At 62.0% G+C, this 26256-nt stretch carries 25 protein-coding genes and 1 pseudogene; 17 read left to right on the forward strand and 9 right to left on the reverse strand.

Features of this window, described 5'->3' with window-relative positions; genetic code table 11:
- Positions 1 to 180 precede the first annotated feature (180 nt).
- The gene (locus ACYVDM_RS08090) at positions 181 to 687 is read right to left on the reverse strand and encodes a UpxY family transcription antiterminator (RefSeq protein ID WP_415792043.1); all 507 of its coding nucleotides are present in this window, start codon (positions 685 to 687) and stop codon (positions 181 to 183) included.
- 434 nt (positions 688 to 1121) lie between these two features.
- Between ACYVDM_RS08090 and ACYVDM_RS08095 the strand changes: the two genes are divergently transcribed.
- Complete coding sequence (locus tag ACYVDM_RS08095) at positions 1122 to 1583, forward strand: methyltransferase family protein (RefSeq protein WP_415792044.1); 462 nt, start codon at positions 1122 to 1124, stop codon at positions 1581 to 1583.
- Between the two features lie 118 nt (positions 1584 to 1701).
- Here ACYVDM_RS08095 and ACYVDM_RS08100 read toward each other — a convergent pair whose 3' ends face one another.
- Both ACYVDM_RS08100 and ACYVDM_RS08105 read right to left on the reverse strand, forming a co-directional pair.
- Positions 1702 to 3102: an MmgE/PrpD family protein gene (locus tag ACYVDM_RS08100; RefSeq protein ID WP_415792108.1), complete on the reverse strand. Its 1401-nt coding sequence runs from the start codon at positions 3100 to 3102 to the stop codon at positions 1702 to 1704.
- Positions 3099 to 5198 carry a TRAP transporter large permease subunit gene (locus ACYVDM_RS08105; protein ID WP_415792045.1) on the reverse strand — a complete coding sequence of 700 codons (2100 nt, stop codon included), beginning with the start codon at positions 5196 to 5198 and terminating at the stop codon, positions 3099 to 3101. The genes ACYVDM_RS08100 and ACYVDM_RS08105 overlap by 4 nt, the downstream gene beginning before the upstream one ends.
- A gap of 157 nt (positions 5199 to 5355) precedes the next feature.
- Here ACYVDM_RS08105 and ACYVDM_RS08110 point away from each other — a divergent pair, with 157 nt between their 5' ends.
- Together ACYVDM_RS08110 and ACYVDM_RS08115 are read left to right on the forward strand one after the other, a co-directional pair.
- Positions 5356 to 6399: a TRAP transporter substrate-binding protein gene (locus ACYVDM_RS08110; RefSeq protein ID WP_415792046.1), complete on the forward strand. Its 1044-nt coding sequence runs from the start codon at positions 5356 to 5358 to the stop codon at positions 6397 to 6399.
- 76 nt (positions 6400 to 6475) lie between these two features.
- Positions 6476 to 7186, forward strand: a complete 711-nt coding sequence (locus ACYVDM_RS08115) for a GntR family transcriptional regulator (RefSeq protein ID WP_415792047.1) — start codon at positions 6476 to 6478, stop codon at positions 7184 to 7186.
- 93 nt (positions 7187 to 7279) lie between these two features.
- Here ACYVDM_RS08115 and pcaC read toward each other — a convergent pair whose 3' ends face one another.
- A complete protein-coding gene (gene pcaC, locus ACYVDM_RS08120; protein ID WP_415792048.1) occupies positions 7280 to 7690 on the reverse strand; it encodes a 4-carboxymuconolactone decarboxylase in 411 nt (136 codons plus the stop codon).
- A 118-nt stretch (positions 7691 to 7808) separates the two neighbouring features.
- On the opposite strand from pcaC, the gene ACYVDM_RS08125 reads away from it, so the two are divergent.
- From ACYVDM_RS08125 to ACYVDM_RS08140, 4 genes are all read left to right on the forward strand, one after another.
- On the forward strand, positions 7809 to 8630 hold the full coding sequence (locus ACYVDM_RS08125; protein WP_415792049.1) for an N-acyl homoserine lactonase family protein: 822 nt from the start codon (positions 7809 to 7811) through the stop codon (positions 8628 to 8630).
- A complete protein-coding gene (locus tag ACYVDM_RS08130) occupies positions 8627 to 9418 on the forward strand; it encodes an SDR family oxidoreductase (protein WP_415792050.1) in 792 nt (263 codons plus the stop codon). Before ACYVDM_RS08125 ends, ACYVDM_RS08130 begins: the two co-directional genes overlap by 4 nt.
- A gap of 53 nt (positions 9419 to 9471) precedes the next feature.
- Positions 9472 to 10386, forward strand: a complete 915-nt coding sequence (locus ACYVDM_RS08135; RefSeq protein ID WP_415792051.1) for an NAD(P)-dependent oxidoreductase — start codon at positions 9472 to 9474, stop codon at positions 10384 to 10386.
- Between the two features lie 69 nt (positions 10387 to 10455).
- Positions 10456 to 11448 carry a Bug family tripartite tricarboxylate transporter substrate binding protein gene (locus ACYVDM_RS08140; RefSeq protein WP_415792052.1) on the forward strand — a complete coding sequence of 331 codons (993 nt, stop codon included), beginning with the start codon at positions 10456 to 10458 and terminating at the stop codon, positions 11446 to 11448.
- 146 nt (positions 11449 to 11594) lie between these two features.
- On the opposite strand, the gene ACYVDM_RS08145 is transcribed toward ACYVDM_RS08140, so the two are convergent.
- Positions 11595 to 12983 (reverse strand): formimidoylglutamate deiminase, encoded by a 1389-nt coding sequence (locus tag ACYVDM_RS08145; RefSeq protein ID WP_460475334.1) that lies wholly within the window; start codon positions 12981 to 12983, stop codon positions 11595 to 11597.
- A gap of 32 nt (positions 12984 to 13015) precedes the next feature.
- Entirely contained in the window at positions 13016 to 14263 is a 1248-nt protein-coding gene (gene hutI / locus ACYVDM_RS08150; protein ID WP_415792055.1) for an imidazolonepropionase, read from the reverse strand.
- Between the two features lie 104 nt (positions 14264 to 14367).
- Here hutI and hutC point away from each other — a divergent pair, with 104 nt between their 5' ends.
- From hutC to ACYVDM_RS08200, 10 genes and pseudogenes are all read left to right on the forward strand, one after another.
- Entirely contained in the window at positions 14368 to 15123 is a 756-nt protein-coding gene (gene hutC / locus ACYVDM_RS08155) for a histidine utilization repressor (RefSeq protein ID WP_415792056.1), read from the forward strand.
- A gap of 20 nt (positions 15124 to 15143) precedes the next feature.
- Positions 15144 to 16826 (forward strand): urocanate hydratase, encoded by a 1683-nt coding sequence (gene hutU / locus ACYVDM_RS08160; protein WP_415792057.1) that lies wholly within the window; start codon positions 15144 to 15146, stop codon positions 16824 to 16826.
- A 36-nt stretch (positions 16827 to 16862) separates the two neighbouring features.
- A complete protein-coding gene (locus tag ACYVDM_RS08165) occupies positions 16863 to 18641 on the forward strand; it encodes an HAL/PAL/TAL family ammonia-lyase (RefSeq protein ID WP_415792058.1) in 1779 nt (592 codons plus the stop codon).
- A gap of 42 nt (positions 18642 to 18683) precedes the next feature.
- Positions 18684 to 19670 carry a Bug family tripartite tricarboxylate transporter substrate binding protein gene (locus tag ACYVDM_RS08170; protein WP_415792059.1) on the forward strand — a complete coding sequence of 329 codons (987 nt, stop codon included), beginning with the start codon at positions 18684 to 18686 and terminating at the stop codon, positions 19668 to 19670.
- A gap of 13 nt (positions 19671 to 19683) precedes the next feature.
- A complete protein-coding gene (locus ACYVDM_RS08175) occupies positions 19684 to 20688 on the forward strand; it encodes an ornithine cyclodeaminase family protein (RefSeq protein ID WP_415792060.1) in 1005 nt (334 codons plus the stop codon).
- A 4-nt stretch (positions 20689 to 20692) separates the two neighbouring features.
- Positions 20693 to 21514: a phosphate/phosphite/phosphonate ABC transporter substrate-binding protein gene (locus ACYVDM_RS08180; RefSeq protein ID WP_415792061.1), complete on the forward strand. Its 822-nt coding sequence runs from the start codon at positions 20693 to 20695 to the stop codon at positions 21512 to 21514.
- Positions 21514 to 21939, forward strand: a pseudogene (locus ACYVDM_RS08185) (HutD/Ves family protein); the annotation flags it as partial. The gene ACYVDM_RS08180 and the pseudogene ACYVDM_RS08185, both read left to right, overlap by 1 nt.
- Before the next feature lie 30 nt (positions 21940 to 21969).
- A complete protein-coding gene (gene hutG / locus ACYVDM_RS08190) occupies positions 21970 to 22764 on the forward strand; it encodes an N-formylglutamate deformylase (RefSeq protein ID WP_415792109.1) in 795 nt (264 codons plus the stop codon).
- 140 nt (positions 22765 to 22904) lie between these two features.
- Complete coding sequence (locus ACYVDM_RS08195; RefSeq protein ID WP_415792063.1) at positions 22905 to 23315, forward strand: hypothetical protein; 411 nt, start codon at positions 22905 to 22907, stop codon at positions 23313 to 23315.
- Positions 23316 to 23564: a helix-turn-helix transcriptional regulator gene (locus tag ACYVDM_RS08200; protein WP_415792064.1), complete on the forward strand. Its 249-nt coding sequence runs from the start codon at positions 23316 to 23318 to the stop codon at positions 23562 to 23564. It abuts the gene before it with no gap.
- Between the two features lie 106 nt (positions 23565 to 23670).
- Here ACYVDM_RS08200 and ACYVDM_RS08205 read toward each other — a convergent pair whose 3' ends face one another.
- From ACYVDM_RS08205 to ACYVDM_RS08215, 3 genes are read right to left on the reverse strand one after another with little or no spacing between them, the layout of a single operon-like run.
- The gene (locus ACYVDM_RS08205) at positions 23671 to 24012 is read right to left on the reverse strand and encodes an enoyl-CoA hydratase/isomerase family protein (protein WP_415792110.1); all 342 of its coding nucleotides are present in this window, start codon (positions 24010 to 24012) and stop codon (positions 23671 to 23673) included.
- 51 nt (positions 24013 to 24063) lie between these two features.
- A complete protein-coding gene (locus ACYVDM_RS08210; protein ID WP_415792065.1) occupies positions 24064 to 25530 on the reverse strand; it encodes a sensor histidine kinase in 1467 nt (488 codons plus the stop codon).
- The gene (locus ACYVDM_RS08215; protein WP_415792066.1) at positions 25527 to 26243 is read right to left on the reverse strand and encodes a response regulator transcription factor; all 717 of its coding nucleotides are present in this window, start codon (positions 26241 to 26243) and stop codon (positions 25527 to 25529) included. The genes ACYVDM_RS08210 and ACYVDM_RS08215 overlap by 4 nt, the downstream gene beginning before the upstream one ends.
- Between the last annotated feature and the right edge of the window lie 13 nt (positions 26244 to 26256).

Below are 26256 nucleotides of genomic sequence, written 5' to 3' on the forward strand. Positions count from 1 at the left end.
ATTGACCACGGTGCCCATTTGCTCAGCCCCCCGGTTCTCACAAACAAACCAGGAGTGGCGCTTCATCATTCACTGGACAAAAGCTCCGCCGTGTGACGTCCCATCCGGGAGCCACAAACAGCCTGTTGCACTACATGTACTCAGGCGGCCTCACCGCCTTCAGCCTGCCATTGATGCGGCTTAAAGCGCCGCTATCAGATCCCTATCCACTTCTACACGCACGCTGCGGTTGATCAACTCTACGTTGAGCACCAGCAGATGTTGTTGCTTTATCTGGACCAACTCACCTTCGATTCCCGCAAGTGGCCCGTCTATGACGCGCACACGCTGGCCTTCCACCAACCCATCGTCAACCGACACACTAGAACAACGATTGACCAACACACGCACAGCCTCGAGATCTTGCTCCGGGATTGTTGCAGGAGTGCTATTGGATGAAAGAATCAACCCGCATGACCCCCTGATGTAGCGCATGCCTTCGTACTGATCGTCACGCGGACGGACAAACACGTACCCAGGGAAAAGCGGTAGTTCAACCTCTCTCTTGCGCCCTTGGCGTTGCCGCATCAATCTCTGCGTGGGAAGGTACGAAGTAATTTGCTTCAGTTGCAAAGCGCGTTCCACCACGCCTTCATGTCGGCTCTTCGTGCGCAACACCAGCCACGAGCTGGAACAGAACTCGCTCATTTCTGAAACGCTCCATCATTACCGGAAACAAACAAAAACGTCGACCAAAGCACATCGAGTTTTAAAGGGAGCGATCTTACGAGTTCATCGTGACAGATAAAAAACAACTTCGAAAAAGTTCCCGCCAGTATCAATAAAAATACAGGCGATGTCAGCCGCAATCAATTTATCTTATTGATCTTATTATTAAAAATAACCATGTGAATAATTCATGACTGACGAAATTTAGATCTGTGGTGATGTCTCAGCGCAAGCCAACCTGAGACGCTTCTCAACGAATCGACGGCGCATTAATTTAGCAACCTCAATCGCTCACAATAACCATCTCAGGTCTGGGAAAACCGCTATCTATACGACCACGTGTTGGCAAGCAGACGGCAATAGCATCCCAGACACCGGCATGACCCATTTTTCTACCCATCCCGGAGCCACCCATGAAGTCGCTCGAAATGCTTATTTACCCACCCTTTGTCATGCTCGGGGCAGGCGCGCTCATGAGGCTGTTGGCTGCCCTCTTTCCCACACTGACAGTGGCGGCTATCAGCAACTCGACCGTGGCCATCATCATCGGCCTGATTGGGCTGGCCGCCGGCGCTGCAGGGGCTATCGCCCTGAGCCGCGCGAGAACCACCGCCGACCCGAAGAACCCGGGCGGAGCATCCGCGCTGGTTGCCGCGGGTGTTTATCAGTACACCCGCAACCCCATGTATCTGGGCGGGCTTATCGTACTGATAGGCTGGGCGGTCTACCTGGCGAACATATCTTCATTATTGGGCATCGCCGCCTTCATCGTTTACATGAACCGCTATCAGATCGAGCCCGAAGAACGTTTTCTTAAACAAAACTTTGGCGCCGACTACGAAGCCTACTGCGCCAAGGTCCGCAGATGGATCTAATTGCGCGATGCGCTCGCGAGGTGCTTAGCTATATGCCACGCGAGGTTGACTTGTTGCCCGGGCCCTACCCGGCGAGGGCCAACAGACAAGACTTTTTCATCCTTTCCTGCTGCCTGGATTACTTCCAGCCATCGAACCCACCACCGGCCACGCGAATGACAAAGCCGGCATCCGGCGCTTTGTCCAGCGACCAGACGGCCTCGATCAACCGCTCGACATCCACCGTCGCCCCACCGTGGCGATGCAGCTCGCGCAGCTTCTCTTCCAATTCACGATCTTCGAGCGGACGGGCGAGTGAGCCACGCGCGGCGTCGACGTCGCGGTGCAACATGGTGCCGTCATCGAATTCGATACGCAGCTTCACGGCATCGACGGACATGGTGTCGTCGTCATGGAACGTCAATCGTGCGCCCAGGGCTTGCAGTCCCGGATCGGCGACCGCCTCGTCCGAGAACTCCGGCAAGCCGGCGCTCCCCCGTACCAACGCGACCGCCACGGCATGCTGCGCGCTTACCTGGGACTGGCGTCCCGTGGTAACACCCGGCCGGTCCGTGCGCTGGCGCAACAGGGGATGTCCCGTCAGTGCGATGCGCGTGATACGGTTCCAGCCGCCGCCGGCAATACGCGCATCGGCAGCCAGTGCCAGGCAGGCGTCAATCACAGGATTCAACACAACACCGCAGGGATACGGTTTATAGGCGTTGTTGAGCAGTTCCCACGTCTCGCCCAGCCCCTGCGAAATAGCGCCGAATACCGGCGCGTCGGCCACCACGCGCAGAAACCCGCGCTCGCCTTCCAATGGCCGCGCCGGGCCATCGAAACCCTCGGCTGCCAGCAAGGCGCCCACGAGCCCATTGCGCGCGGCATTACCCACGCTGATGCTCTTGGCCGAGGTACCCAATGCCTCGACCAAGCCGCCGGACTGAACCGCCGCCGCACCCAGCGCATGCAAATTCTGGCGCGACGTCAGGTTCAGGCAGCGGGCCACGCCCATGGCCGATCCAAACACGCCGCAGGTCGACGTGATATGCCAGCCGCGAGCATAGTGCTCCGGCGATATCGCGTTGCCAATCCGGCAGGTCGCCTCCGCGCCCAAGATAAAGGCATGCAGCAATTCGGCGCCCGTCACCGGGCGGCTCTCAGCCAAGGCGAACAGGGCCGGCGCAATAGGCGAAGTAGGATGGATGATGGTCGGATGATGCGTATCGTCAAAGTCATAGACGTTGGCCATCATGGCATTCAGGGCGGCGGCATTGAGCATGTCCACGCGCTGAGCCCGTCCGACCAGCGTCGCCAGCGGGCCGGCGGAAAAGCGCCCGTAGACACGGCTGGCGATGTCCAGCGCGGGATCGCGGGCAGCCGCCAACGCCACGGCAAAGAAGTTCAACAACGACCGGCGCGCCTCATGGCGCACCTTCGCCGGCACGTCCTCCCAGCGGTTGGTGGCAACAAAGTCTGCCAGCGCGGCGCTGACTGTCGGTGCATCGGTCCACGGTACGACTGCTTGTTTCAATGTCAACTCACTTGTTGAGGAAGCCACATCACGATCTGCGGAAACACATAGATTAGCCCCAGGAACAGCAGGATGATCAGCACGAACGGCAAGGCCCCACGCATGATATCGGTAAAGCGCGCCTTCTCGTTCATGCTGCGAAGCACGAACAGCACCATGCCGACAGGCGGGGTGATCAGCCCGACCTCGATCATCAATACCAGGAACACGCCGAACCAGATCGGATCCAAGCCTAGCGCCATCGCGATCGGATAGGTAACGGGCAAGGTCATCAGCATCATAGCGATCGACTCGACGAACATCCCCAACACCAGATAGATAAGCACCATCGCGCCCATCACCAACACCGGCGGAACGTCCGCGCCCTCGATCAGGTTGACCACCTCGCGAGGCAGCCTCAAATAGTCAAACACCCAACTGAAAATACTTGCGCCCACCACAATAAGTAGCAAGAGCGCCGTCACCTTGGCCGAATCCTGCGCTATTTCGATCAGCGCTTTCCACGTCAGCTGACGCCGCAACAGACACAGCACGAATGCGCTGACCGCGCCGATAGCCGCCGCCTCGGTGGGCGTGGCCACACCGGCGTACATGGACCCCAGCACCGCGCCGATAATGACCACGAATGGGATCATGCTGCGCGATGCTCCCATTTTTTCGCGCAAGGTGTACGACCGGGCTACCGGCGCCGCGCCCGGCACCATCAATGCCCAGACCAGCACGCCCAGCATGAAGCATCCCATCAACACTAGGCCAGGGATGATGCCCGCCAGGAACAGGTGCGTCACGGACGCACCAACGGTGGTCCCATAGATAATCATGGGTATGCTGGGGGGAATCAGGATCCCCAGAGTGGCGCCGCCAGCCGCCACGCCATAGGTCAGCCTGGGGCTGTAACCGCGCGCGATCATGTCGGGGCAGGCCGCCTTGCCCAGCGTCGCGGCCGTGGCCAGGCTGGAACCGGAAACGGCGGCAAACACCGCCGACGCACCGGCCGAGGCATGCGCCAAGCCACCGGGCGCACGGCCAAACCAGCGCACCAGGGAATCGAACATCCCAGAGGTGATACCGCTGCGCAGCAACAGCCCGCCCATAAAAATGAACATTGGCACGGCGGTCAACGTAAAAGTATTGGTGCTGCTCCATGCGCGCTCGGCCAGCAGAGACAATTGCGGGCGCGACAACAGGAAGTACACACCGAACAGCCCCACCAGACCCAGTGCGACGCCAATACGCACGCCGAGAAACAGCAGCAACATCATGCTGGCCACTAACAGAGCCGCCAACCAGCCCAGCGATTGGCCGCGCGCCAACGCATACAGCACGGCACAGCCGCCCACGATAGCCAGAACGCGGAGCAGGCAGCGGCCACCGCTCCATGCCCATACACTGACCGTAAACGCCAGTGCGATCAGCGCCATGCCCCAATCCAGGCGTGTGCCGGCCAATGGCACCGCATTGGCACCCAGGCCCGCCAGCAGCATCACCATCAGCGCCAGCGCCGCCGGTGCCAGCCAGCGACGCCAGACCGCTGCCGGCGGGCTAAGACGATAAAGGTCGACCAGGATGGACATGCAAAAGGTCAACAGGCCCAATGAAACGGCCAACTCCGGTATCCATTGCGGCGTGGACAACAACCCCCAATCACGGGTGTCGTTGACGTACTCGCGCGCATTGAAGCTCGCCATCTGCCAGGCCAGCACCACGCAAAACAGCAAGGCCAGCCACTGGCACAGCAGCTCGACCTGCAGTCGCGCGGTCGCCGACAACCGATCGACCCAGAGCTCTACCTGGACATGCGAATTGGATGCCTGCGCCGCCGCCAGCCCGAAGAACACGGTGGCGACCAGCAAATAGCCGGAAATTTCCGTTGCCCAAGCGGTCGGCGAGTTCAAGACATAGCGAGAGAAAATCTCGTAGCACATCGAAAATGCCATCAGTATCAGTGCCACCGTGGCCACCGTACCAGACGCCCGCGATAGGGCAGCCATTGCGCGAATCAGACTGAAGTCATGCGTCGTCGCCAAGGGATAAGGCGAGGCGCCGGAAAACACCTCCACCTCCATCGGCGCCATCGGCGCTGATATCTCGATGCTGCTCATTGGGGTCTCCTCTACTTGGCACGCCCTGCGTGCTGGTGGTTTTCCCTGACGGAGCGAGCCATCTGGAATTATGTTATGACGATATTATATGCATATTGTATTATTGCATGCTCGAATTTCTTACAGCGCACTGCGCATTACTACCAGGAGGAGCACTATGACCCGAGACATCCGGCAACCTGCCGGCCTTTGTGCCGCGCTCATGGCGGCGGCGCTCTGCGCCACAAGCTGGAGTGGCGTCGCGGCCGCTCAGACCTACGACCTGACCATGTCCGTCATCACCGCCCCGGGAGACGGCTATTCCATCCTTACCGCCTCGGTGCCCGAACGGGTTGCCAAGGCGACCGACGGCAAGGTCAAAGTCACCGTCAGCGATTCCCTGGTGCCGCCCGCTCAGATAGCGACGGCTGTACGAGAGGGTCGCGTCGATATGAGCGCGGCATTGCACACCTATCTTGCCGCCGACGAGCCGCGCATGGGCATCTTTAACCTGCCCGGGCTGATCAACGACATCAAGGAATACAAGCAGGTCTGCGACGCCTTTTGGTGCGAAGACACGCGCAAGATCTGGAAGGACAAATGGAACGCCATCGTACTGGCGGAAGGCGCCTGGTGCACCCAGCAGTTGTTCTCCAAAGATCCTATCCACAAGCTCGAGGATTTCAAGGGCAAGCGCCTGCGCGTGCACAACCCGCAGACCGCCGAAGTGGTCAATGCTCTGGGCGGCAAGCCGGTCGCCATGCCCACCACCGAGATATTTCCCGCGCTGGAACGCGGCGTGATCGACGGCCTGTTCATCTCGACCTGCGTAGGCGGCGCGTTGGAATTCTGGCGCATTGCCAAGAACGTGCAGAACTGGAGTCTGGGTCCGGTGAACGGCTGGGCCATCCTCGTCAATCCCGACAGCTGGCAGAAATTGCCGCCAGACGTGCAGGAACAAGTACAGGGCGCGATGGAGGCACTGCAACAAGAGGCTTTTGGCAACTACGACGTCTTTGTCGACAATGCCAAACAGGAAATGGAAAAGAAGGGCGTGACGTTCTGGGTCGCCCCCGAGGCAGAACGGGCTAAACTAATGCAAAAGCAATACATCGGCCCCTCCTATGACGCATGGAACAAGCGTGCCCAGCAAGTAGGATTCGATGGCCCTGCCTACCTTGAGCGTATCCGCAAGGTGCTGGGCAAGACTGCAAACAATTGATCAGGGCTACCCTTTCACCGGTGTCCGGGGCGCTTGGCGCGCGACGGACACCTTTTTCATTCGGCATCACGAACGCATGACTTCCTCCGTAGAGCCCCAAGACAATTTCAAAGTCCAGCGCGTTGCATCCGTGCTGCGGCATAGCGTGACCGAGAGCATTCGCAATGCCATCCTGGTCGGCCGCTTTCGCCCGGGTGAACGCCTGCCCGAACGCGAACTTTGCGAAATGACCGGCGTCAGTCGCACCCTGGTGCGAGAGGCGCTGCGCCAACTGGAATCCGAAGGGCTGATCATCGTCATCCCGCATCGCGGTCCGGTGGTTGAGCGGCTCTCGCCGGAGCAGGCCCGCGGTATCTATCAGGTCCGCGAAGAACTCGAAGGCCTGGCCTGCCAACTGTTTGCGCAAGAAGCCACCGACGCCCAATTGGATGCCCTGCGCGAGGCTTTCCAATTGCTCAAGCGCGCGCTGACACGAGGCACCGCGCTGGAACAGATCGCCGCCAAGAACGCCTTCTATCAGCAGTTGCTTGATGGTGCAGGCAACGAAGCCCTGACCTCCACCCTGCGCCTACTCAATTCGCGTGTCATGCTGCTGCGCTCGACGTCGATGCAAGCGCCGGGCCGCGCCAAGCACAGCGTGGCCGAGATTTCCGACCTGCTGCAGGCCCTAGAGGCACGGAATGCCAGGGCCGCCCGCAAGGCAGGCAGCCTGCACGTGCGCAATGCCGCCAGCGTTGCCATCGCTATCCTGCAGCGTTCGATGGAACACGCGGCCGCGGTCGACTGACGCCACGGCCCGATGCAAGGTTAATGTGCCCTGGCCCGCGGCCGACAATGCGGCCACGCATTACCGGCAACGCAAGCGCCACGCTCAGGCCGGTTAGCCAAAGGCGCCCTCTTTTTCCATGTCGGTAATCACTTCGCGTGCCGCTTTCATGGCGTCCAGTGCGGCGGGGACGCCGCAATAGATGGCCGCCTGCAGCACCACCTCGACGATCTCGTCTTTGGTTACACCGTTATTGATCGCGCCGCGCATATGCAAGCGCAGTTCGTTCGGCCGATTCAGCGCAATCAGCATGGCCAGGTTCAAGAAACTGCGCGTCTTGCGCTCAAGCCCGGGGCGGGTCCAGACTTCTCCCCAACAGTACTCTGTAACCAGCTTTTGCAACGGAGCGGTCAGATCGTCGGCCCCGTTGAGCGACTTGTCCACATAGACGTCGCCCACGACGGATCGGCGGACTTCCAGGCCCTTTTGAAACTGCTCGCTTTGAAATTCAGGCCGCAATGCCATGATGGTGTCTCCGTTGAGTAAAGCGGGGCAGCGGAACATCCACTTGCCACCACATTACGTATTACTATAATACAATCCTATTGTATTTATAAAAACGCACTCTCAACGAGGAGACACTGTGAATTGCGCACCTTTCGACGTGTTTGCGATCCGCTATGCCCGCCATGCCGGACGCATAGCGGCGGACAACTATCTGGGCAAGGTCGATTTCCACGACGCTGAATCCGACCTTGATTACTACGTATGGGTACTGCGCCGCGGCGACGAGATTTATCTGGTCGATACCGGGTTTGGCGAAGAGGCGGCGCGCCAGCGCGGTCGCGAGCTGTTCATGCGGCCCTCCGCCGGCCTGGCCTTGCTGGGCATCGATGCGGCCCAGGTCCAAAACGTCATTCTTACACACCTGCACTACGATCACGCGGGTACGCTGGCCGATTTTCCGGCCGCGACCTTCCATGTGCAGGACGCCGAACCCACCTACGTCACCGGGCGCTGCATGTGCCACGCGCCACTGCGCCATCCCTACGACGTCGAAGACATCGTGCAATATGTGCGCAAGCTCTATGCGGGCCGCGTCACATTTCACAACGGGACGGCGCAAGTGGCGCCTGGCCTGACGCTGCACCTGGTCGGTGGCCACACCCGAGGCTTGCAGATCGTCCGGGTCTGGACGCAGCGTGGCTGGGTCGTGCTGGCGTCCGATGCCAGCCACCTTTACGGCAACATAGGTAATAGCGCCCCCTTCCCGGTTGTCTATAACGTCGGCGACATGCTGGAGGGCTACCGAATCGTGCGTGAGTTGGCAGAATCGGAAGACCATATCGTGCCCGGGCATGATCCCCAGGTCATGCTGCGCTACCCTGCCCCGGAACCCGCCTTGCAAGGAAAGATCGTCCGCCTGGATGTCGCCCCCACGACCGGCGGCGGAGCGCTCGGATGAGCACCCCGCTTGCAGGGCGACATGCCCTGATCACGGGCGCAGAGGCCGGGTTGGGCTATGCCATTGCCGACGCCCTTGCCGCTGCGGGCGCGTCCATCATCATGCACTGCCTGCACGTCGATGAGGCCGCCCGTCACGCACAAGCGACGCTATCCAGCGCTCATGGCACCCAGGTGCGGCTGCTGCATGCGGACCTGCGCAACGTCGACGAAGTCGAGGCCATGATGCGTCAGGCGCTCGACGATATTCCCCGTGTTGATATCCTGGTCAACAATGCGGTCATCCGTCACTTTGAGCCCGCACACGAACTGCCCCGCCAGCATTGGGACGAGTCATTGGCGGTCAATCTCTCGGCGCCCTTTCATCTGGCGCGCCTGGCGCTGCCCGGCATGCTGGCCCAGCAGTGGGGCCGCATCATCAATTTATCTTCGGTGTATGGCGCTGGCGCAACCCCTAACCGGATTGGCTACGTCACCACCAAGACGGCCTTGCTGGGGATGACCCGCGCGTTGGCCGTCGAAACCGCGGCCAGCGGGATTACCTGCAATGCCGTCGCGCCTGGCACCGCGCCCACACCCGCCATCGTCAACCGTATCGCCGAGATTGCGCAGCGCACCGGTGTGTCGCCGCAACAGGCCGAACGCGACTACCTGGCGACGCGCCAGCCCACAGGCCGGTTTGTCTCGATGGAAAACGTAGCCGCCCTGGTCATCTTCCTGTGCAGCGAGGCCGGCCGCGACATTACCGGCGCGACACTGCCTATCGACGGTGGCTGGACGGCCGCATAGCGGTTCCGGGTGGCGATCGACCCTACATCACCTTTACGACAGCGAGACGCATCATGACGACGGAAAAACATCTAGGCTTCGTGGGCATCGGCCGCATGGGCCACCCCATGGCCGAACGCCTGCTCGACGCCGGCTACACCTTGACGATCTACGACACCCAGCCCGACGCACTACAGGCGCTGGCCGCCAAAGGGGCCCAGATCGCCTCATCCCCGAAGGCCGTGGCTGATGCCGCGGCCACTGTGCTAGTGTCTTTGCCAACACCCGATATCGTGTTGAAGGTAGCGCTGGGCGAAGAAGGCCTGGCCCGCGGCAGCGTCGTGCGCACCGTGGTCGACCTGTCCACCAGTGGTTCACAAGCGGCGCGCATGCTGGCCGACGGCCTGGGGGCATTGAAGATAGACAGCATCGACTGCCCAGTCAGCGGCGGTGTAACGGGCGCCAAACGCGGCACGCTGGCTCTGATGATTTCCGGTCCACGTGCCCGTTATGACGCCCTGCAAGAAGTGTTTGCCGCACTGGGCAAGTCAGTCTACGTCGGCGAGCAAGCCGGCATGGCGCAAACCATGAAAGTCATCAACAACCTCATCTCCGTAACGGCATTGAGTGTTACCTCAGAATTAATGGTCATGGGCGTAAAGGCTGGCCTGGATCCGGACGTCATGCTGCAGGTCATCAACTCCGGATCGGGCCGCACCAATGCATCGGAAGACAAGATTCCGCGCTTCGTGTTGACGCGCAGTTTCGATTTTGGCTTTGCGATCGGCTTGTCGGCCAAAGATGTGCGCCTATGCCTGGAAGAAAGCGAACAGTTGGGCGTGCCCCTGCGGGTCGGCGATGCGGCTCGCCGCTTGGTCGACGATACACGAGACAAGTTCGGCAACGACGCCGACCTGACCGAGATCATTCGCTACGTCGAAGAAGCAGCGGGTGTGCAAGTGCGCGGCCAGGCCGCCGGCAAAGCATGAGCGCGAGCAGCATTGACGCAGTCTGCCAGACATTAATCAAAAAAACTAACCGCACACGGAGATTTCCTCATGTTTGATTTACTAAAAGTGGCGGCACACGGCCTCTTCCCGCGACTGCTCATGGGCGCTGCTGCCTTGCTGGGCGCAACGGCGGCCCAGGCGGCCTATCCAGAACGACCCGTGCGCGTCATCGTGCCGTTTGCCGCCGGCGGCGGCGCTGACATCGTGGCTCGCCTGGTATTCAAGGGCGTAGGCGAACAACTCGGCCAATCATTCATCATCGACAATCGCGGAGGGGCGGGCGGCATCATCGGCACCGACGCCGTGGCCAAGGCCGACCCCGACGGCTATACGCTGCTGCTGGGCCAAAGCGGCCCGAACGCCATCAATCCCGCCGTCTACAGCAAACTGCCCTACGATGCGCGCAAGGATTTTGCCCCCATCACCCAATTGACCAGCTATCCCTATGTGGTGGCCGTCAAGAACAAACTACCGGTCGCCAATCTGCGCGAGTTGATCGAGCTTGCCAAGCGCGAGCCCGGCACGCTCACGCTGTCGACAGCCGGACAGGGAAGCTCATCACACCTGGCGGTTGAACTCTTCACGCGGCAAGCCGGCATCTCGGTCATTCCCGTCCCGTACAAGGGTGCGGGACCAGCTTTGCTGGACGTGGTCGGTGGGGTAGTCGACATGACTTTCGGCGACGCGGCGTCCGCCTCCAAGCAAGCCGAAGCCGGCAACGTCAAGGCGCTGGCCGTTACCGGCTCGCGCCGCTCTCCCTTGCTGCCCAACGTGCCCACGGTACAGGAAGCCGGCCTGCCCGGATACGAAGCATCGGCCTGGCATGCGGTGCTGGCGCCGAGCGGCACACCCCAACCGGTGATCCAGACCCTGCACGCCGCGATTGTGAAAGTGCTGTCCGATCCGCAACTCAAAGCACGGCTGGCGCAGGATGGCATCGAGACCGTCGGCAGTCAACCCGCGGACTTTCAGCGCGCGCTGGAGACAGAGATCGACAAATGGAAGAAGGTGGTCGACGAAGCGGGTATCAAGCTCGAGTAGGTTTGTCCCTGCAAGCGCGCCTATGAAAGCGACGACGGTGCTTATCGCGTGTTTAGAGCAAGTCGGGCAGGGGAAATCCGCCACCTGACTGGGATGCGCGTGATCGGGCAGTCAACCGCGAGCTCGGAGAGCATGTGACAAAAATGCTAGCCTGAATTCGCTCGCAGGCTGTCGATTACGCGACGGAACGCCTGGTAAGCCTGCTCCTCTTGCGTGTGCCGTCCTTCGCGCACCTGCCACTGCCCTCCCACCATCACGTCTCGCACACAAGCGCGCTGGCCTACGAAGATCCAGCTGTCCAGCACGGCATCGCCACGCCGGCCCGCCAGGGCCGGATGAACGGGATCAAGTACAACCCAGTCGGCCTGTGCGCCAACGACCAGACGACCGCAATCGCGGCCCAGCGCCTGCCCGCCGCCGATCGCGGCGCCTGTGTACAGGCTGCGACCGACAGAGGGGCAGGTCGCGCTGGCCAGCACGGCGCGTTGCCGATAGAGCAGACGCTGGCCATACTCCAGAAGCCGCAACTCGTCGGCCGCATCCACCGTGATGTGGCTATCCGACCCGATGGCCCAGTTCGATGGTCCCGGCGCATCCAGGTACGGTCGCGCGGGAAAAAAACCATCGCCCAAGTTGGCCTCGGTACTGGGGCAGATAGCTACCACCGCACCGCTGGCCGCGATTTGACCAATTTCGGCATCGTCCAGGTGCGTGGCGTGCACCAGGCACCAACGCGCATCGACCGGGGCGTGCGCGAACAGCCATTGCACCGGCCGCAGACCCGACCAACGCACGCAGTCTTGCACTTCGGCCGTCTGCTCCGCGATATGAATATGCACGGGCGCCTGTGGGTCGAGCGCGTTCAGCGCCTGGAGTCCGCCGGCGATCTGCGTGGCGTCCACCGCACGCAATGAATGAAAGGCCATGCCCAGACGTGCCCGCGACGTGCCGCGCAACTCGGTATGCAAGTCGGCAAGCAGGACCGCGTAGCCATCCAGATCGTGCAGGAAGCGACGCTGTCCGTCGGTGGCCGGCCGGCCACCGAAGCCGCTATAGGCATACAGCACGGGCAGCAGAGTAATGGCGATACCGGTATCTTCTGCCGCGCGTAGCAGGCAGTGCGACATTTCGCCTGCCGGCGCATAGGGCACACCGCCGACGTCGTGATGCAAGTAGTGAAACTCGGCCACACCGGTATAGCCGGCCTTAAGCATCTCGATATAGAGCCAGCGCGCTACGTCACCCATCTGCATGGGCGTGATGCGCGAGGCATAGCGATACATCAGGTCGCGCCACGTCCAGAAGCTGTCCTGCGAATGCCCCCTGAATTCGGTCAGGCCAGCCATGGCGCGCTGGAAGGCGTGCGAATGTACGTTGGCCAGACCCGGCACCACGAAGCCGCCCAAGCGCTCGGCATCGGCCGGGCAGTCCTGCCCGAGCGCGACGCCCCGCAACGTGCCGCCCTCGTCCACATCCAGGACGACATTGTCGGCCCAGCCATCGGGCAATAATGCAGAGCTTGCGAAATAGCGCATTGGAATGTCCAGCGGTGCAGGGTTGATAAGGTTTAGGCGCTACGTGCAACGCCCGCGCGCAACACGCGAGTGGGCAGGTGCGTGCCGTAGCTGTAGCAGAGTTCGGCCAGATCGGCCACCTGCCAGAACAGCAGATCGGCCTGCTTGCCCACGGCCAGACTACCAATGTCCTTGTCCATGCCCAGAGCCCGCGCCGCCACATGTGTCACGCCGTTAAGGGCTTCGGCTGGCGTCATCAGGAACGACGTACACGCCATGTTCAGCATCAGCAGCAGCGACGCGTAGGGAGAGGTGCCGGGATTGCAGTCGGAGGCCACCGCCATCGCCACACCGTGCTTGCGCAGCAAAGCGATGGGCGGCGTATGGGTATCACGCAGGAAATAATAGGCGCCCGGCAGCAGCACCGCCACCGTACCGGCAGCGGCCAGGCTACGCGCGCCCGCCTCGTCCAGGTGCTCCAGGTGATCCGATGACAGGCCGCCGTACCGCGCCACCAGTTCGCTGCCGCCCAGGTTGCTCAGTTGTTCGGCATGCAGTTTTACCGGCAGTCCGAGTGCAGCGGCGGTCTTGAACACGCGTTCAGTCTGGGCGACATCGAAGCCAATGTTTTCGCAGAAGACGTCCACGGCATCGACCAGCCCGGCCTCGGCTGCCGCAGGCAGCATCTCGTCGCAAACAATGTCGATATAAGCATCCGCTCTGCCCGCATAGTCGGGCGGCAAAGCGTGCGCACCCAGAAAGGTCGTGCGCACCGTGACTGCCTCAGTTTCGCCCAAGTGACGCGCGGCGCGCAGCATTGCCAGCTCGGTGTCGCGATTCAGACCATAGCCTGACTTGATCTCGATTGTAGTGACCCCCTCGCGCATCAACGCCCGCAGCCGCGGCCGAGCTTGCTCAATAAGTGCGGACTCGCTGGCGTGGCGAGTGGCGCGTACGGTAGAGGCGATGCCGCCGCCCGCACGCGATATTTCTTCGTAGCTGGCGCCATTCAAGCGCAACGCGAATTCACGCGCACGTGAGCCGGCGTAGACCAGATGCGTATGGCAGTCGATCAGGCCCGGTGTGACCCACTGACCACCAGCGTCGATCGTGACCGCTGCCTGATGCCGGGCTGACCGGTCGGCCGCAGCGCCGATCCAGACGATGCGGCCTTGGTCAATCGCCAGTGCATCGGCATCGTTGACCACGCCGTAGTCGCCTTCGCGCTCCGGTGCGAAGGTCGCCAGCCGGGCGTTGACAATCAACGTATCCCAAATCCTGTCGGTCCCTGGATGCGCCATGGAACGGCTCCTTATTCTGAATAAGCATAGGACGAAAGTTTACTTGACTATACTTGTATATCCAAGTTAAATCATTCCATCGATGACCCTGTTGGAAGCCCTCTATGAATGCCGCACTCCGCGACCTGCCCCTCGCCCCCTACGCTCGCATCAAGCGGCACATCATTGAGCACATCGAGTCGGGCCAGTGGGCCGTCAATGAACAGGTGCCCTCCGAGAACCAGCTTGCCGCCCAGTTCGACGTGTCACGCATGACAGCGCGCCGCGCCATCCTCGAACTCACCCAGGACGGCATGCTCGTGCGCAGCCAGGGCGTGGGCACTTTCGTGGCTGAACGCCGGCCCATGTTGCCCGTGCTGGAAGTACGCAACATTGCGGACGAGATCGCCGAACGAGGCCACCGCTACAGCAATCGCATCATCACGCTCGAACAAGACACGGCCACCGACGGCATCGCCATTGCGCTGGGTATCGCACCCGGCAACCCCGTCTTCCATTCAGTCATCTTGCACTTGGACAACGACGTGCCGGTGCAACTGGAAGACCGCTACGTCAATCCCCAAACCGCCCCGAGATACCTCGAGCAGGACTTCAGCCGCGAAACGCCCAATGCGTATCTGAGCCGCGTGGCGCCCCTGTCGGCGGTGGAGCACACCATCGAAGCCATCCTGCCTAACGCCGAGATCGCCGCCTGGCTGGGCCTCGCAGACCCACAGGCCTGCCTGCAGGTATTGCGGCGCACCTGGACGTCCCCTCATATCGCGACGTTCGCCCGCCTGATCCATCCGGGCGACTCGTACCGCTTGAGCGGCTACGCCACCGTACCTGCGCAGCCTGGCCAAGGCGCCCAAAGCCAATAGAAACCTGACGGAGACAAGCCATGAGCGAGAACACCCCCACCCGCCACGATGCCTCGCGCGAAATCCGCGCGCCCCGGGGCAACACCCTGAGCTGCAAGAACTGGTTGATCGAGGCCGCCTATCGCATGGTCCAGAACAACCTGGACCCTGAGGTCGCAGAACACCCGCACGAATTAGTGGTGTACGGCGGCATCGGTCGCGCTGCCCGCAACTGGCCTGCCTACGACAAGATCCTGGAAGTGCTGCGCCGGCTTGAGGCCGACGAGACCCTGCTGATCCAGTCGGGCAAGCCGGTAGGCGTCTTCAAGACCCACGCCGATGCGCCCCGCGTCCTATTGGCGAATTCGAACCTGGTGCCACACTGGGCCACCTGGGAACACTTCCATGAGCTCGACCGTAAGGGCCTCATGATGTATGGCCAGATGACGGCCGGCAGCTGGATCTATATCGGTTCGCAGGGGATCGTGCAAGGGACCTACGAAACGTTCTACGCGGTCGCCAATCAGCATTTCGACGGTGACCCAAAGGGACGCTGGATTCTCACTGCGGGGCTAGGCGGCATGGGTGGCGCGCAGCCGCTCGCAGCTACCATGGCGGGCTTTAGCATGATCGCCGTGGAATGCGACGAGTCGCGCATCGATTTCCGACTCCGTACTCGCTATATCGACGTCAAGGCTACCTCGCTGGACGATGCGCTGACGATCGTCGAAAAAGCGCGGGCCGAGAATCGCGCGGTCTCGGTGGGTCTGCTGGGCAACGCCGCCGATGTCGTCTCGGAAATGGTCCGCCGCAACATTACGCCTGACTGCCTGACCGACCAGACATCGGCTCACGACCCTTTGAACGGCTACCTGCCACAAGGCTGGACCATGGATACCTGGCGCGACAAACGCCAAAGCGATCCCGAAGCCGTAGTGACCGCGGCGAAGCAATCCATGGCCGTACACGTACGCGCCATGCTCGAACTGAAAGCGCGCGGCGCCGCCACGCTGGACTACGGCAACAACATCCGGCAAGTCGCGTTGGAACAGGGCGTGACCAACGCCTTCGACTTCCCCGGCTTCGTCCCCGCCTATATCCGACCGCTGTTCTGCGAAGGCATCGGACCGTTCCGCTGGGTAGCGCTGTCGGGCGACCCCGAAGATATCTACAAGACCGACGCCAAGGTCAAGGAATTGATCCCGGACGACAAGCATTTGCACAACTGGCTCGACATGGCGCGCGAGCGCATTGCCTTCCAGGGACTGCCGGCGCGCATCTGCTGGGTAGGCGTGCGCGACCGCGCGCGACTGGCTCTGGCCTTCAACGAAATGGTGCGAACGGGTGAACTGAGCGCGCCCATCGTGATCGGCCGCGACCATCTCGACTCGGGTTCGGTAGCCAGCCCCAACCGTGAAACCGAATCCATGCGCGACGGCTCGGACGCCGTATCCGACTGGCCGCTGCTCAACGCGTTGCTCAACACTGCCGGCGGCGCCACCTGGGTGTCGCTGCATCACGGCGGCGGCGTGGGCATGGGTTTCTCGCAGCACGCGGGCGTGGTCATCGTCTGCGACGGTACGGCCGAAGCCGATCAGCGCCTGGCGCGCGTATTGCACAACGATCCGGCTACCGGCGTGATGCGCCACGCCGACGCCGGTTACGACATCGCGATCGACTGCGCCCAAGCCGTCGGGCTCGACCTGCCAATGCTCAAAACCTAGAAGTGCCCTACCCCCCTTCGCGCCCAAGGAGTTGTAATGCACTACCCCCTACGGTCCGCGGACCGAGCTTTACCGACTCTACCCCTGTCATTGCGGCTTAAAGCCGGCACAGCGTTCATAGCCCTGGCATGTATTACCAGCACCCTGTTGGCACCTGGCGCCCACGCCGCCAGCGTGGTGGCCGAACACCACGAGACCACTACCAATATCTCCGTTCGGCAAACAGCGCTGGCATTGGACGGCGAGTCGTTGACGGCCGCTCAAGTGATCGACGTGGCGCGTCACGGCCAGGCCGTGGCGCCCACCGATGCCGCCTGGCGGCGTGTGGCCCGCTCGCACGAGTTGCTGCTGGAGTATGCGCGCCTGGGCCAACCCGTCTACGGTCTGAACCGCGGCGTGGGACAAAACAAAGACCAGACGATTTTCTCGGGCGACACGGTATCGGACCAGGCTCGCGCGCTGTCCGAAGCCTTCAACCACCGCATGCTGCTGTCGCATACTGTGGCCTACGGCGAACCGGCCTCTGCCGACGTGGTTCGCGCCGCGATGGTGGTGCGTTTGAACACGGCGCTGTTCGGCGGCACCGGTATGAGTCCTGCGCTGGTACGCCAGTATGTGGCGTTCCTGAACAAGGGCCTGACGCCGGTGGTGCTGGGTCAGGGATCTGTGGGCGAGGCCGACATCGGCATTCTGCCGCAGATCGGGCTAGCGATGATGGGCGAAGGACAAGTCGAAGTCGACGGCAAGATCATGCCAGCGGCGCGCGCCATGCGCGATGCCGCTATTGAGCCAGTCAAGCCTTACGCCAAAGACGCGCTATCGCTGCTTAGTTCGAATGCGTACGGCGCCGCGCTGGCCATCTTGGGGGCGCACGATGCCGAGCAGATACTGGATCGCGCCGACGAAGTCGCGGCCCTGTCGCTCGAGGGTCTGAACGGCAACATCGCGCCCCTGCTGCCGGCCACGCAAGCCCAGCGTCCGTACGCGGGGCAACAGCAGACCGCTCGACGCATCCTCGACTTGTTGAAGGGCAGCGCACTCTGGCAAGTGGACGACAAGCGACGGCTGCAAGATCCCTTGAGCTTTCGCACTGTCAGCCAGGTCAACGGCGCGGCCCGCGAGGCCCTTCGGACGCTAAACGCGCAGTTGACCATCCAAATCAATAGCTCAGATGACAACCCCACTGTGGCGCTAGACGCCGTGCCGCCCGTCGGCGTCACGCCGCAAGAGGCGCGTTACTACGTTACCCAGGGCAATGTACGCGGAGCCATCCTGCCCAGCGCCGGCTTTGACCCCACGGTCTGGGTCGTGCCACTAGAATCGGTTGGCGTGGCGCTTTCGCATGTCGCGCAATCATCAGCGCAACGCGTACTGCGCCTGGGCGACCCTTCCTTTACGCAACTGTCGCGCTTTTTGTCCCCCGACAGCAAGACACTGGCGTACACCACTATCCAAAAGCCGGTCTCGGCACTGGCCACCGAAATACGTGCGCTATCCCACCCGGTGTCATCGGATGCGCTGGTCGTCGCCGGGCACATCGAAGACGTGGCTACCAATGCGCCGCTGGCCGCACAACGCGTCCGACAGCAAGTGCGGCTGCTCCGCACCCTGCTGGGCATCGAACTGATGCACGCGGCGCAGGCCGTAGACCTGCGCACCCGCGCTGATCCGCAACGCTCACTGGGCCAAGGCACCAGTGCCCTGCTCCAGGCGTTCCGCGCACAGGTGGCATTTCTTTCGGAAGACCGGCGGTTGGCCGACGACATCGCGCGTGCTGGCCGCTTTCTTGAAGAGACCCGCGACGCCGCACAGTGAGTATCGGGTCAATACAGCAGTGAGATCTGCATAGGGGAAATCATGAACACGTCTCTCGCCATCCGCATAACCGGTGTCATCTTGGCCAGCGTCTTATCCACGGCGCCGGCGCTTGGCGCCAATGAAAAGTATCCCGATCAACCCGTCACCATCATCGTGCCCTTTGGCGCGGGTGGCATCGCCGACGCCCTGCCGCGCATCGTCGGACAAGAACTCAGCAAACAATGGGGCGTGCCCGTCATCATCGAGAACAAGGTGGGTGCCTCGGGCAACATCGGTATGGACTACGTGGCCCGCGCCAAGCCCGACGGCTACACGCTGGCCCTGGCGCCAGCGGGCAACATGACCGTCAACCCGCTGCTCTACACAAAACTGCCCTTCGATACGGCCAAGGACTTCGCCCCCGTGACATTGCTGGCCACCTCGCCAAACGTGCTGGTGGTCAATGACGGCGTACCTGCCAAGACCCTCAAAGAAGTGGTGGACTACGCCCGCCAGAACCCCGACAAGCTCAACTACTCGTCACCCGGGCCTGGCAGCGGCGCGCACCTGGCCGGGGAACTGCTCAATCAGTCCGCCGGCATAGTCATCCGGCACATTCCGTACAACGCCATGGCGGCCGCCGTCAATGATGTAGTGGCCGGCAACGTCGACATGATGTTCGCGGGCGTGTCCACCGTGCTGCCGCAAATTCAGGCCGGCAAATTGCGGGCCTTGGCGGTCGCCAGCCCCGAGCGTCTGCCACAACTGAAAGACGTGCCTACCGTCGCCGAAAGCGGCTACCCAGGTTTCGACGTGACCTCCTGGTATGGCATTGTCGCCCCCGCCGAGGTCCCGGCAGACATACTTGACAAGTTGCAGGCCGATATCGCAGCTGCCGTACAACAAGAATCAGTGCGCCAGAAATTCGCCGGTCTGGGCGTGGATCCGGCCGGCTCCAACCGCGCGGACTTCACCCGTACGATCCAGGACGAGACTCGCAAGTGGTCCGCCATCGTCAAGAAAGCCGGCATTCAACCCATTCAATAACCGAGGAGACACCATGCAGTCCATCGACATCACCTACATTAACGGGCCCGACGTGCATGCGCTGGACCTGACCGACGCGGAGATCCTGGATGCCGTGGAAAGCGCGCTGGACGCACAAGGCCGCGGCAAGACCGTCATCGAGCCGCGCATGCACCTGGTGCCCGAGTCCTCGGCCAAGGGACATTTCAACGTGCTGCGCGGCTACGTCGAACCGTTGCATATCGCAGGGGTAAAGGTTGTCAGCGACTTCGTGGACAACTACAAGATCGACCTGCCTTCAGAGATGGCGCTGCTCAACCTGTTTGATCCCGTCAACGGCAAGCCGTTGGCCGTCATCGACGCCACCGCCATCACCGACATGCGAACCGGCGCGGTCACCGCCTTGGGCGCCAAGCACCTGGCGCGCAAGAACAGCAAGGTGCTGGGCCACATCGGCTCGCGCGGCACTTCGTACTGGAACGTGCGGCTGCTCGATAGCCTGTACGACTTCGATGAGATCCGGGTGCATTCCCGCCGTCCCGAAAGTCAGAGGGCCTTCGGTGAGCGCCTATCCAGGGACCTAAACAAGCCGGTCAAAGTGGTCAACGATTGGGAGTCTTGCGTACGCGGCGCCGACATCATCGTCGAGGCCTCGCGCCTGCCAGAACCCACGCCGCTGCTCAAGACAGAATGGATCAAGCCGGGTGCGTTAGTCATGCCCTACGGCACCATGAGCGCGGTAGAACTGAGCCTAACCGACATCATGAGCAAGGTCGTGGTCGACGACTGGGGCCAGTGCCGCAAGGGTCTGCCCTATGGCTCGCTGCGCGCGCACGTCGACAGCGACCGTATCACCGAAGAGAATCTGCACGCCGAGATCGGCCAGATCGTAGCCGGCGCAAAGCCCGGTCGCGAGCGCGATGACGAAACCATCCTCTTCTGGCATCGCGGCCTATCCACGACCGACATCGCACTGGGCTACGCCATGCTTCAGAAGGCGCGAAAAATGGGCTTGGGCCAAACGCTGAAATTCGCCTAGGCGCATGATGGAACTCATCGCCTCGACTCGCATGTACGACGTGGCCCCCGCCGCACAGGCCGCCTGGCATGCGCTGCTGGGCGCCGCGCAAGCACGTGCCGGCCTGGACGCGCGATTCGTCGAGTACCGCTGGCCGACACCCATTGGCGAACTATGGGGTCTGCCCGGGCTGTACGGCGCATTCATGTGCGGCTGGCCCTACGCACTGGCCTTGCAAGCAGGGCGCGCCTACACCGCCGTTGCCAGCGTCGTGCCGGACTGGCCGGCCTACCAAGGCCAGCCACGCTACCGCAGCGAGTTCCTGGTGCGTGCGGACAGTCCATGGTGCACACTTGCCGACGCGGCCGGTAGCCGCTACGGCTGGATGGTGCGCGATTCGCAATCCGGCTGGAATGCGCCACGCGCGGTACTGGCCAAGTTGGCAATCCACGGCGGGGCATTGTTCAGCGAGTCCAAGGGGCCGTACGGCAATCCGCGCGGCCTGCTGCGCGCACTGGCCGGTAACGAGATTGACCTGACCGCCGTGGACGGCTGGTACTTGGACCTGCTGCGCGTACACGACGCCGATGCACTGGCTGGGTTGCGCACGCTGGCCTATACCCCCTGGACGCCCAACCCGTTGCTAGTGGCCGGTCCCGATGTGGACAGTGCCACCGCGGCACGCCTGTCGCGGGTCTTGCTCACGATGCACGAAGATCCGCAGCACGCACAGCTATTGCGCGATGCTAGGGTGGCGCGCTTCGTGTTGCCCGAAGCGGCCCGCTACGTACGATTGATCGACATGGAGCGCGAGGCCCTCGCGCGCGGCTACCCGGAGATCCGCTGATGCCCGGCACGCCTCGCACCCTGTTCCTACAAGACCTGCCCGTGCAATGCTGGCGCAACGGCGGCGGCACCACCCGCGAGATCGCTCGCTGCCCCAGCGATGTCAACGCCCCGCTTGTGTGGCGCCTTAGCCTTGCCGATATCAAACAGACAGGCGCCTTCTCGTCCTTTCCCGGCGTGCGGCGCACCTTGGTGCTGTTGGACGGTGGCGGACTGACCCTGCAGATCGCGGATGAGGGCGACGTCCTGTTACGCGTTCGCGGTGACGCCTGCACTTTCGATGGACACGCCGCGGTAACGGCCCACCTGCATGCAGGCCCCTGCCGTGTACTCAACTTGATGACCGCGCACGGCTCGGTCTGGACGGACACGGCGCATGTCAGCGGGCGGCACATCGTGGCCGAGTTCTCGAACGGCCACACCACTGAACGATATTTCATCAACGAGCCACACATTATGATCGACCGCATCTTGCCCGCTTTTGCACTGCGACAAGGAAAATCGCCCCTGCTGATCTCGATGCCGCATGTCGGCACCGAACTGCCCGATGCCTACGCGCGCCGCATGACACAATATGCGGCGCCGCTGGACGACACCGACTGGCATCTTGAAAAACTCTATGCCTTTGCCACTGAGTTGGATGCCTCGTTGATCGTGGCGACTCACTCTCGCTACATCATCGACCTGAATCGTCCACCCGACAACTCCAACCTATATCCCGGGCGCGACACCACGGCCCTGTGTCCCCTCGATACTTTCGACAAGCTGGCGCTCTACCAGCCCGGCCAAGAACCGAACGATACTGAAATCGCGCAGCGCGTAGAGCAGTACTGGCGCCCGTATCATGACGCGCTGGCGACAGAACTGCAGCGTCTGCATAGCTTGCATGGATACGCCCGGCTGTGGGACGCCCACTCAATCCGATCCACAATACCCCGCCTGTTCGAGGGTCGCTTGCCAGACCTCAACTTCGGTACCGCCGACGGCGCCAGTTGCCGGCCTGAACTTGCCGACCGCATCATGGCACTGACGCGCCAAGCACAGGAATACAACGCAGTACTCAACGGCCGATTCAAGGGCGGCTACATCACGCGCCGGTACGGCAACCCGGACCACGGCATCGACGCCATCCAGCTTGAACTGTCGCAGATGACCTACATGGAAGAGAGGCCGCCTTACGCCTACGACGAGGACAAGGCGGGCGCGCTACAGCACCACCTCCGCGACATGGTGCGGGCCTTTATGGCCTGAACCGCTGACAGGCCATGTGGTGGGTGCTCCGGGTCCAGAGGACAGATCACAGACTCACAACAATGTAATGAGTTAATTACTTATTGACAGGTTTTCTTGACATCATTAAAGTCATGTTTACTTTACAAGGAACCTTCAGTATGCATACTGGCATCAATCGTCTGCACCCCCCTTCGACTGTTCGTACTTACATCGTTCGCACTTTTTCCTTCATGGGGATCTACATACTGATCAACGTCGCCGCCATCCTGGGGCTGTTCGACAGCGTCCTGGGACAGCCCGAAGGATGGGTGATTGCCGCGGCGGTCGCCCTGCCTGTGGCGGGTCAGATCTGGGCCACCCTGCGGCTCATGGCTGAGAGCGATGAATACGTGCGCGTGATTGTCGCCAAGTGCTTCATCCTGGCCGCGGGCGCTGCGATGACGCTCTGGACAGCATGGGGATTTGGCGAGACTTACGCGGCTGCGCCCCATATTCCCGGTTGGCTCATCTATCCATTCTTCTGGGCAATGTACGCGCTGGCTTCGCCCTTTGTCCGCACGAGCAAGTGAATGAAAAATAGATTACGAGTACTGCGCGCCGAGGCTGCCTGGACGCAAGCGGATCTGGCGCAGCGATTGGGTGTCTCTCGCCAAGCCGTCAATGCCATCGAAACGGAAAAGCACGACCCATCCTTAGACTTGGCATTTCGGATCAGCACGCTTTTCAAGCGGTCTGTCGAAGATATTTTCGAGAATCCTCATCGAAGCCCGGTCAATTCAGTTAAGGCTCCTGAGGGAATGGGTCAACCGGGCATCTGATGATGGAATTGGCAGAAAGGCAAGACCCACACGCAAGTAATTCAAGTCGTCCCCCTATCGATCTTAGGTGATGCACTTACACGCGGGAAACCACTAGAGATAAACATCAACCATCGGCCGGCCAGACGGGCTTGCGCTTTTCAACAAAAGCGGCAATGCCTTCCCGGGCACTGGGCCGTCCGGCGGCTACGCAGAAGCTGTCCGCAGCCGCCCGAACCGCGGCACGATAGCCATTGTCGTTGGCGTGCATGAACGCCTGACGGCCATTGCGCACAACCTCGGGCGACTTGGTGCACAGCGTGTTGGCAAGCTCTCTAGCCACCGTCATTGCCTGCCCAGATGACGCCACCCGCGACACCAATCCCATCTCTGCCGCCTCCTTGGCATCGAAGACACGCCCCGTGAACAGCAGTTCAAAGGCGCGATGACGACCAACAATGCGTGGCAGATGCGAACCTAGCTTCCATTTCGACGCTCTCTTGGTACCCGAAGGTTTCGCTTATCGTCCCGTTGGTAAATCGAACCGAAACACCGCACCTTGTCCGGGTTCGTCAAGCAGACGAATTTCGCTGCGGTGCAGTTGCAGAATGCGCTGCACGATCACCAGTCCCAGCCCTCCGCCGTCACGCCGGTGCTGGCTGAGCGCCGAAGCGCGCGTGAACAGCCCCGCGCGCAGCTCGGCCGGGATCCCCGGACCCGTATCGCTGACCTGCACCTCCACCTCCTGGCCCGCGCTGCCCAGCCGCACCTGAATGTCAGTACCCGGGGGACTGTGACGGATGGCATTGTCGAGCAGGTTGGTCAGCACTCGCTCGATCATGCCCAGGTCGGCACGCACGGGCGGCAACGCACTGGGGAAATCAGTGCTCAGGCGCTGACGCCGGGCTTCGGCTGCCAGCTCAAATTTTTGGATCACGTCCTGCACCAGCTCCGGCAATGCGAACGTGTCGAGCTCGGGGTGCACCAGCCCGGATTCGAGCCGGGCCAGTTCGAACAGTTCCTGAGCCAGCCGACCGACTTTGCCACTTTGGCCCAGGGCAATATCCAGATAGCGGCGCCGCTCATCGGGCTGCAGCGCTTGGTCCTTGAAGCGCAAGGTTTCCAGGTAACCATGCAGCGACGTCAGCGGCGTGCGCAAGTCGTGCGAGATATTGGCGACCAGGTCGCGCCGCTGCTGGTCTTGCCTCGTCAGTTCGCGCCACTGCTCAGCAATCCGCTGCCCCATCTGCCCGAACGCGCGCCGCAGCACGGCGATCTCGTCGCCATGCCCGTCGGTGTCGTCGGCTCGATAGAGTGCCGCTGCGGCGGCGCCATCGCCGTCGAAATTGCGCACCGCTTGCGTCAGTGCGCGCAGCGGCCGCGTGATAAGCGCAAACGCCGCCAGCCCAGCCACCAGCCCTAGCAGCGTGACCAGAGCAATCGACCACAGCGTGGTGCGCAGGACCGCGCTGGCCGATACCATGGAGGCCAGGGCATCGTGCGCCTCGCCCTGCAGCACCACATAAACGTAGCCGCGATCTTGCCCACCGATCCGAATCGGCGCCGCGCTAAACGCCTTGCGTACGCCGGTATTTCGCGGATCAACACCCAGGATAGGCAAGGCATCGCCGGCCAAGAAACGGCGTACGGGTCCCATGTCTACCCGGTCCAGTTTGACATGGCCGGCTGGCGCCGCATCGGCCTCGATGCGGCCGTCGTTACCCAGCAGGTAAACCTCTACCGCCGGGTTCACGGCCATCAATTGATCGAACAGCACGCGCACCGACTCTGGCTTCCAGCCATCGGCATCCATCAGTGGGCGGCTGCCGGCGATGTGCGCGGCCAGGCCGCTGGACAGTCGCTGCACGACTTCTTGTTGATAGCGTTCATTGGCAGCCATGTGCAACAAGGCAGATGCCCCGCAGCAGGTCAGCAGCAGCAGCGCGAACACTACCGAGAGGCGCTGGGTGAGGGTGAGGCGCTTCATGTCGGCTCTCCGGCGGCCGCCGCGGCAAATTTATAGCCTCGGCCCCACACGGTCAGGATGCGGTTGGGCTCGGACGGATCGGCTTCGATCTTGGTACGCAGCCGGTTGATGTGGGTATTGACCGTGTGTTCGTAGCCTTCATGCTGATAGCCCCACACCTGGTTCAGCAAGTCCATGCGCGAGAATACCTTGCCTGGATGGCGCGCAAAAAAATACAGCAAATCGAATTCGCGCGGCGTCAGATCCAGCGGCCGGTCATCGACCGTGGCGTCGCGCGCGACGGGATCGATGGAAAGGCCCGATACGTCAAGCCGCCCCGCATCCAGCCGGGCGTTGCGCTCCAGCGCGTCGGCACGGCGCAGCAACGCCTTGATGCGAGCCACTAGCTCCAGCATCGAGAACGGCTTGGCCAGATAGTCGTCGGCGCCCAACTCCAGGCCCAGAATGCGGTGTACTTCGCTGGAACGTGCACTGGTAATGATGATAGGCGTATAGCGCGTCATGGCGCGGGCGCGCTTGCAGATTTCCAGGCCATCGACGCCCGGTAGCATCAAATCCAGCACCAGCGCGTCCCAACGTCCGGATTCCAGATGGCGCAAGCCCGCTTCGCCATCTGCCGCGTGGGTCACCGCATAGCCCTCGTCGCGCAGGTGCAAGTTCAGCAGGTCTGCGATATGGACGTCGTCTTCGACTATCAGGATGCGCTTGGACATATGACGATAGAGG

This window comes from Bordetella tumulicola (assembly GCF_054779135.1).

What these genes read in the sequence shown, in the direction of transcription:
- ACYVDM_RS08090 (WP_415792043.1), bottom strand. Translation starts at nt 687, where the DNA reads ATGAGCGAGTTCTGTTCCAGCTCGTGGCTGGTGTTGCGCACGAAGAGC.
- ACYVDM_RS08095 (WP_415792044.1), top strand. Translation starts at nt 1,122, where the DNA reads ATGAAGTCGCTCGAAATGCTTATTTACCCACCCTTTGTCATGCTCGGG.
- ACYVDM_RS08105 (WP_415792045.1), bottom strand. Translation starts at nt 5,198, where the DNA reads ATGAGCAGCATCGAGATATCAGCGCCGATGGCGCCGATGGAGGTGGAG.
- ACYVDM_RS08110 (WP_415792046.1), top strand. Translation starts at nt 5,356, where the DNA reads ATGACCCGAGACATCCGGCAACCTGCCGGCCTTTGTGCCGCGCTCATG.
- ACYVDM_RS08115 (WP_415792047.1), top strand. Translation starts at nt 6,476, where the DNA reads ATGACTTCCTCCGTAGAGCCCCAAGACAATTTCAAAGTCCAGCGCGTT.
- pcaC (WP_415792048.1), bottom strand. Translation starts at nt 7,690, where the DNA reads ATGGCATTGCGGCCTGAATTTCAAAGCGAGCAGTTTCAAAAGGGCCTG.
- ACYVDM_RS08130 (WP_415792050.1), top strand. Translation starts at nt 8,627, where the DNA reads ATGAGCACCCCGCTTGCAGGGCGACATGCCCTGATCACGGGCGCAGAG.
- ACYVDM_RS08135 (WP_415792051.1), top strand. Translation starts at nt 9,472, where the DNA reads ATGACGACGGAAAAACATCTAGGCTTCGTGGGCATCGGCCGCATGGGC.
- ACYVDM_RS08140 (WP_415792052.1), top strand. Translation starts at nt 10,456, where the DNA reads ATGTTTGATTTACTAAAAGTGGCGGCACACGGCCTCTTCCCGCGACTG.
- ACYVDM_RS08145 (WP_460475334.1), bottom strand. Translation starts at nt 12,983, where the DNA reads ATGCGCTATTTCGCAAGCTCTGCATTATTGCCCGATGGCTGGGCCGAC.
- hutI (WP_415792055.1), bottom strand. Translation starts at nt 14,263, where the DNA reads ATGGCGCATCCAGGGACCGACAGGATTTGGGATACGTTGATTGTCAAC.
- hutC (WP_415792056.1), top strand. Translation starts at nt 14,368, where the DNA reads ATGAATGCCGCACTCCGCGACCTGCCCCTCGCCCCCTACGCTCGCATC.
- hutU (WP_415792057.1), top strand. Translation starts at nt 15,144, where the DNA reads ATGAGCGAGAACACCCCCACCCGCCACGATGCCTCGCGCGAAATCCGC.
- ACYVDM_RS08165 (WP_415792058.1), top strand. Translation starts at nt 16,863, where the DNA reads ATGCACTACCCCCTACGGTCCGCGGACCGAGCTTTACCGACTCTACCC.
- ACYVDM_RS08170 (WP_415792059.1), top strand. Translation starts at nt 18,684, where the DNA reads ATGAACACGTCTCTCGCCATCCGCATAACCGGTGTCATCTTGGCCAGC.
- ACYVDM_RS08175 (WP_415792060.1), top strand. Translation starts at nt 19,684, where the DNA reads ATGCAGTCCATCGACATCACCTACATTAACGGGCCCGACGTGCATGCG.
- ACYVDM_RS08180 (WP_415792061.1), top strand. Translation starts at nt 20,693, where the DNA reads ATGATGGAACTCATCGCCTCGACTCGCATGTACGACGTGGCCCCCGCC.
- hutG (WP_415792109.1), top strand. Translation starts at nt 21,970, where the DNA reads ATGATCGACCGCATCTTGCCCGCTTTTGCACTGCGACAAGGAAAATCG.
- ACYVDM_RS08195 (WP_415792063.1), top strand. Translation starts at nt 22,905, where the DNA reads ATGCATACTGGCATCAATCGTCTGCACCCCCCTTCGACTGTTCGTACT.
- ACYVDM_RS08200 (WP_415792064.1), top strand. Translation starts at nt 23,316, where the DNA reads ATGAAAAATAGATTACGAGTACTGCGCGCCGAGGCTGCCTGGACGCAA.
- ACYVDM_RS08210 (WP_415792065.1), bottom strand. Translation starts at nt 25,530, where the DNA reads ATGAAGCGCCTCACCCTCACCCAGCGCCTCTCGGTAGTGTTCGCGCTG.
- ACYVDM_RS08215 (WP_415792066.1), bottom strand. Translation starts at nt 26,243, where the DNA reads ATGTCCAAGCGCATCCTGATAGTCGAAGACGACGTCCATATCGCAGAC.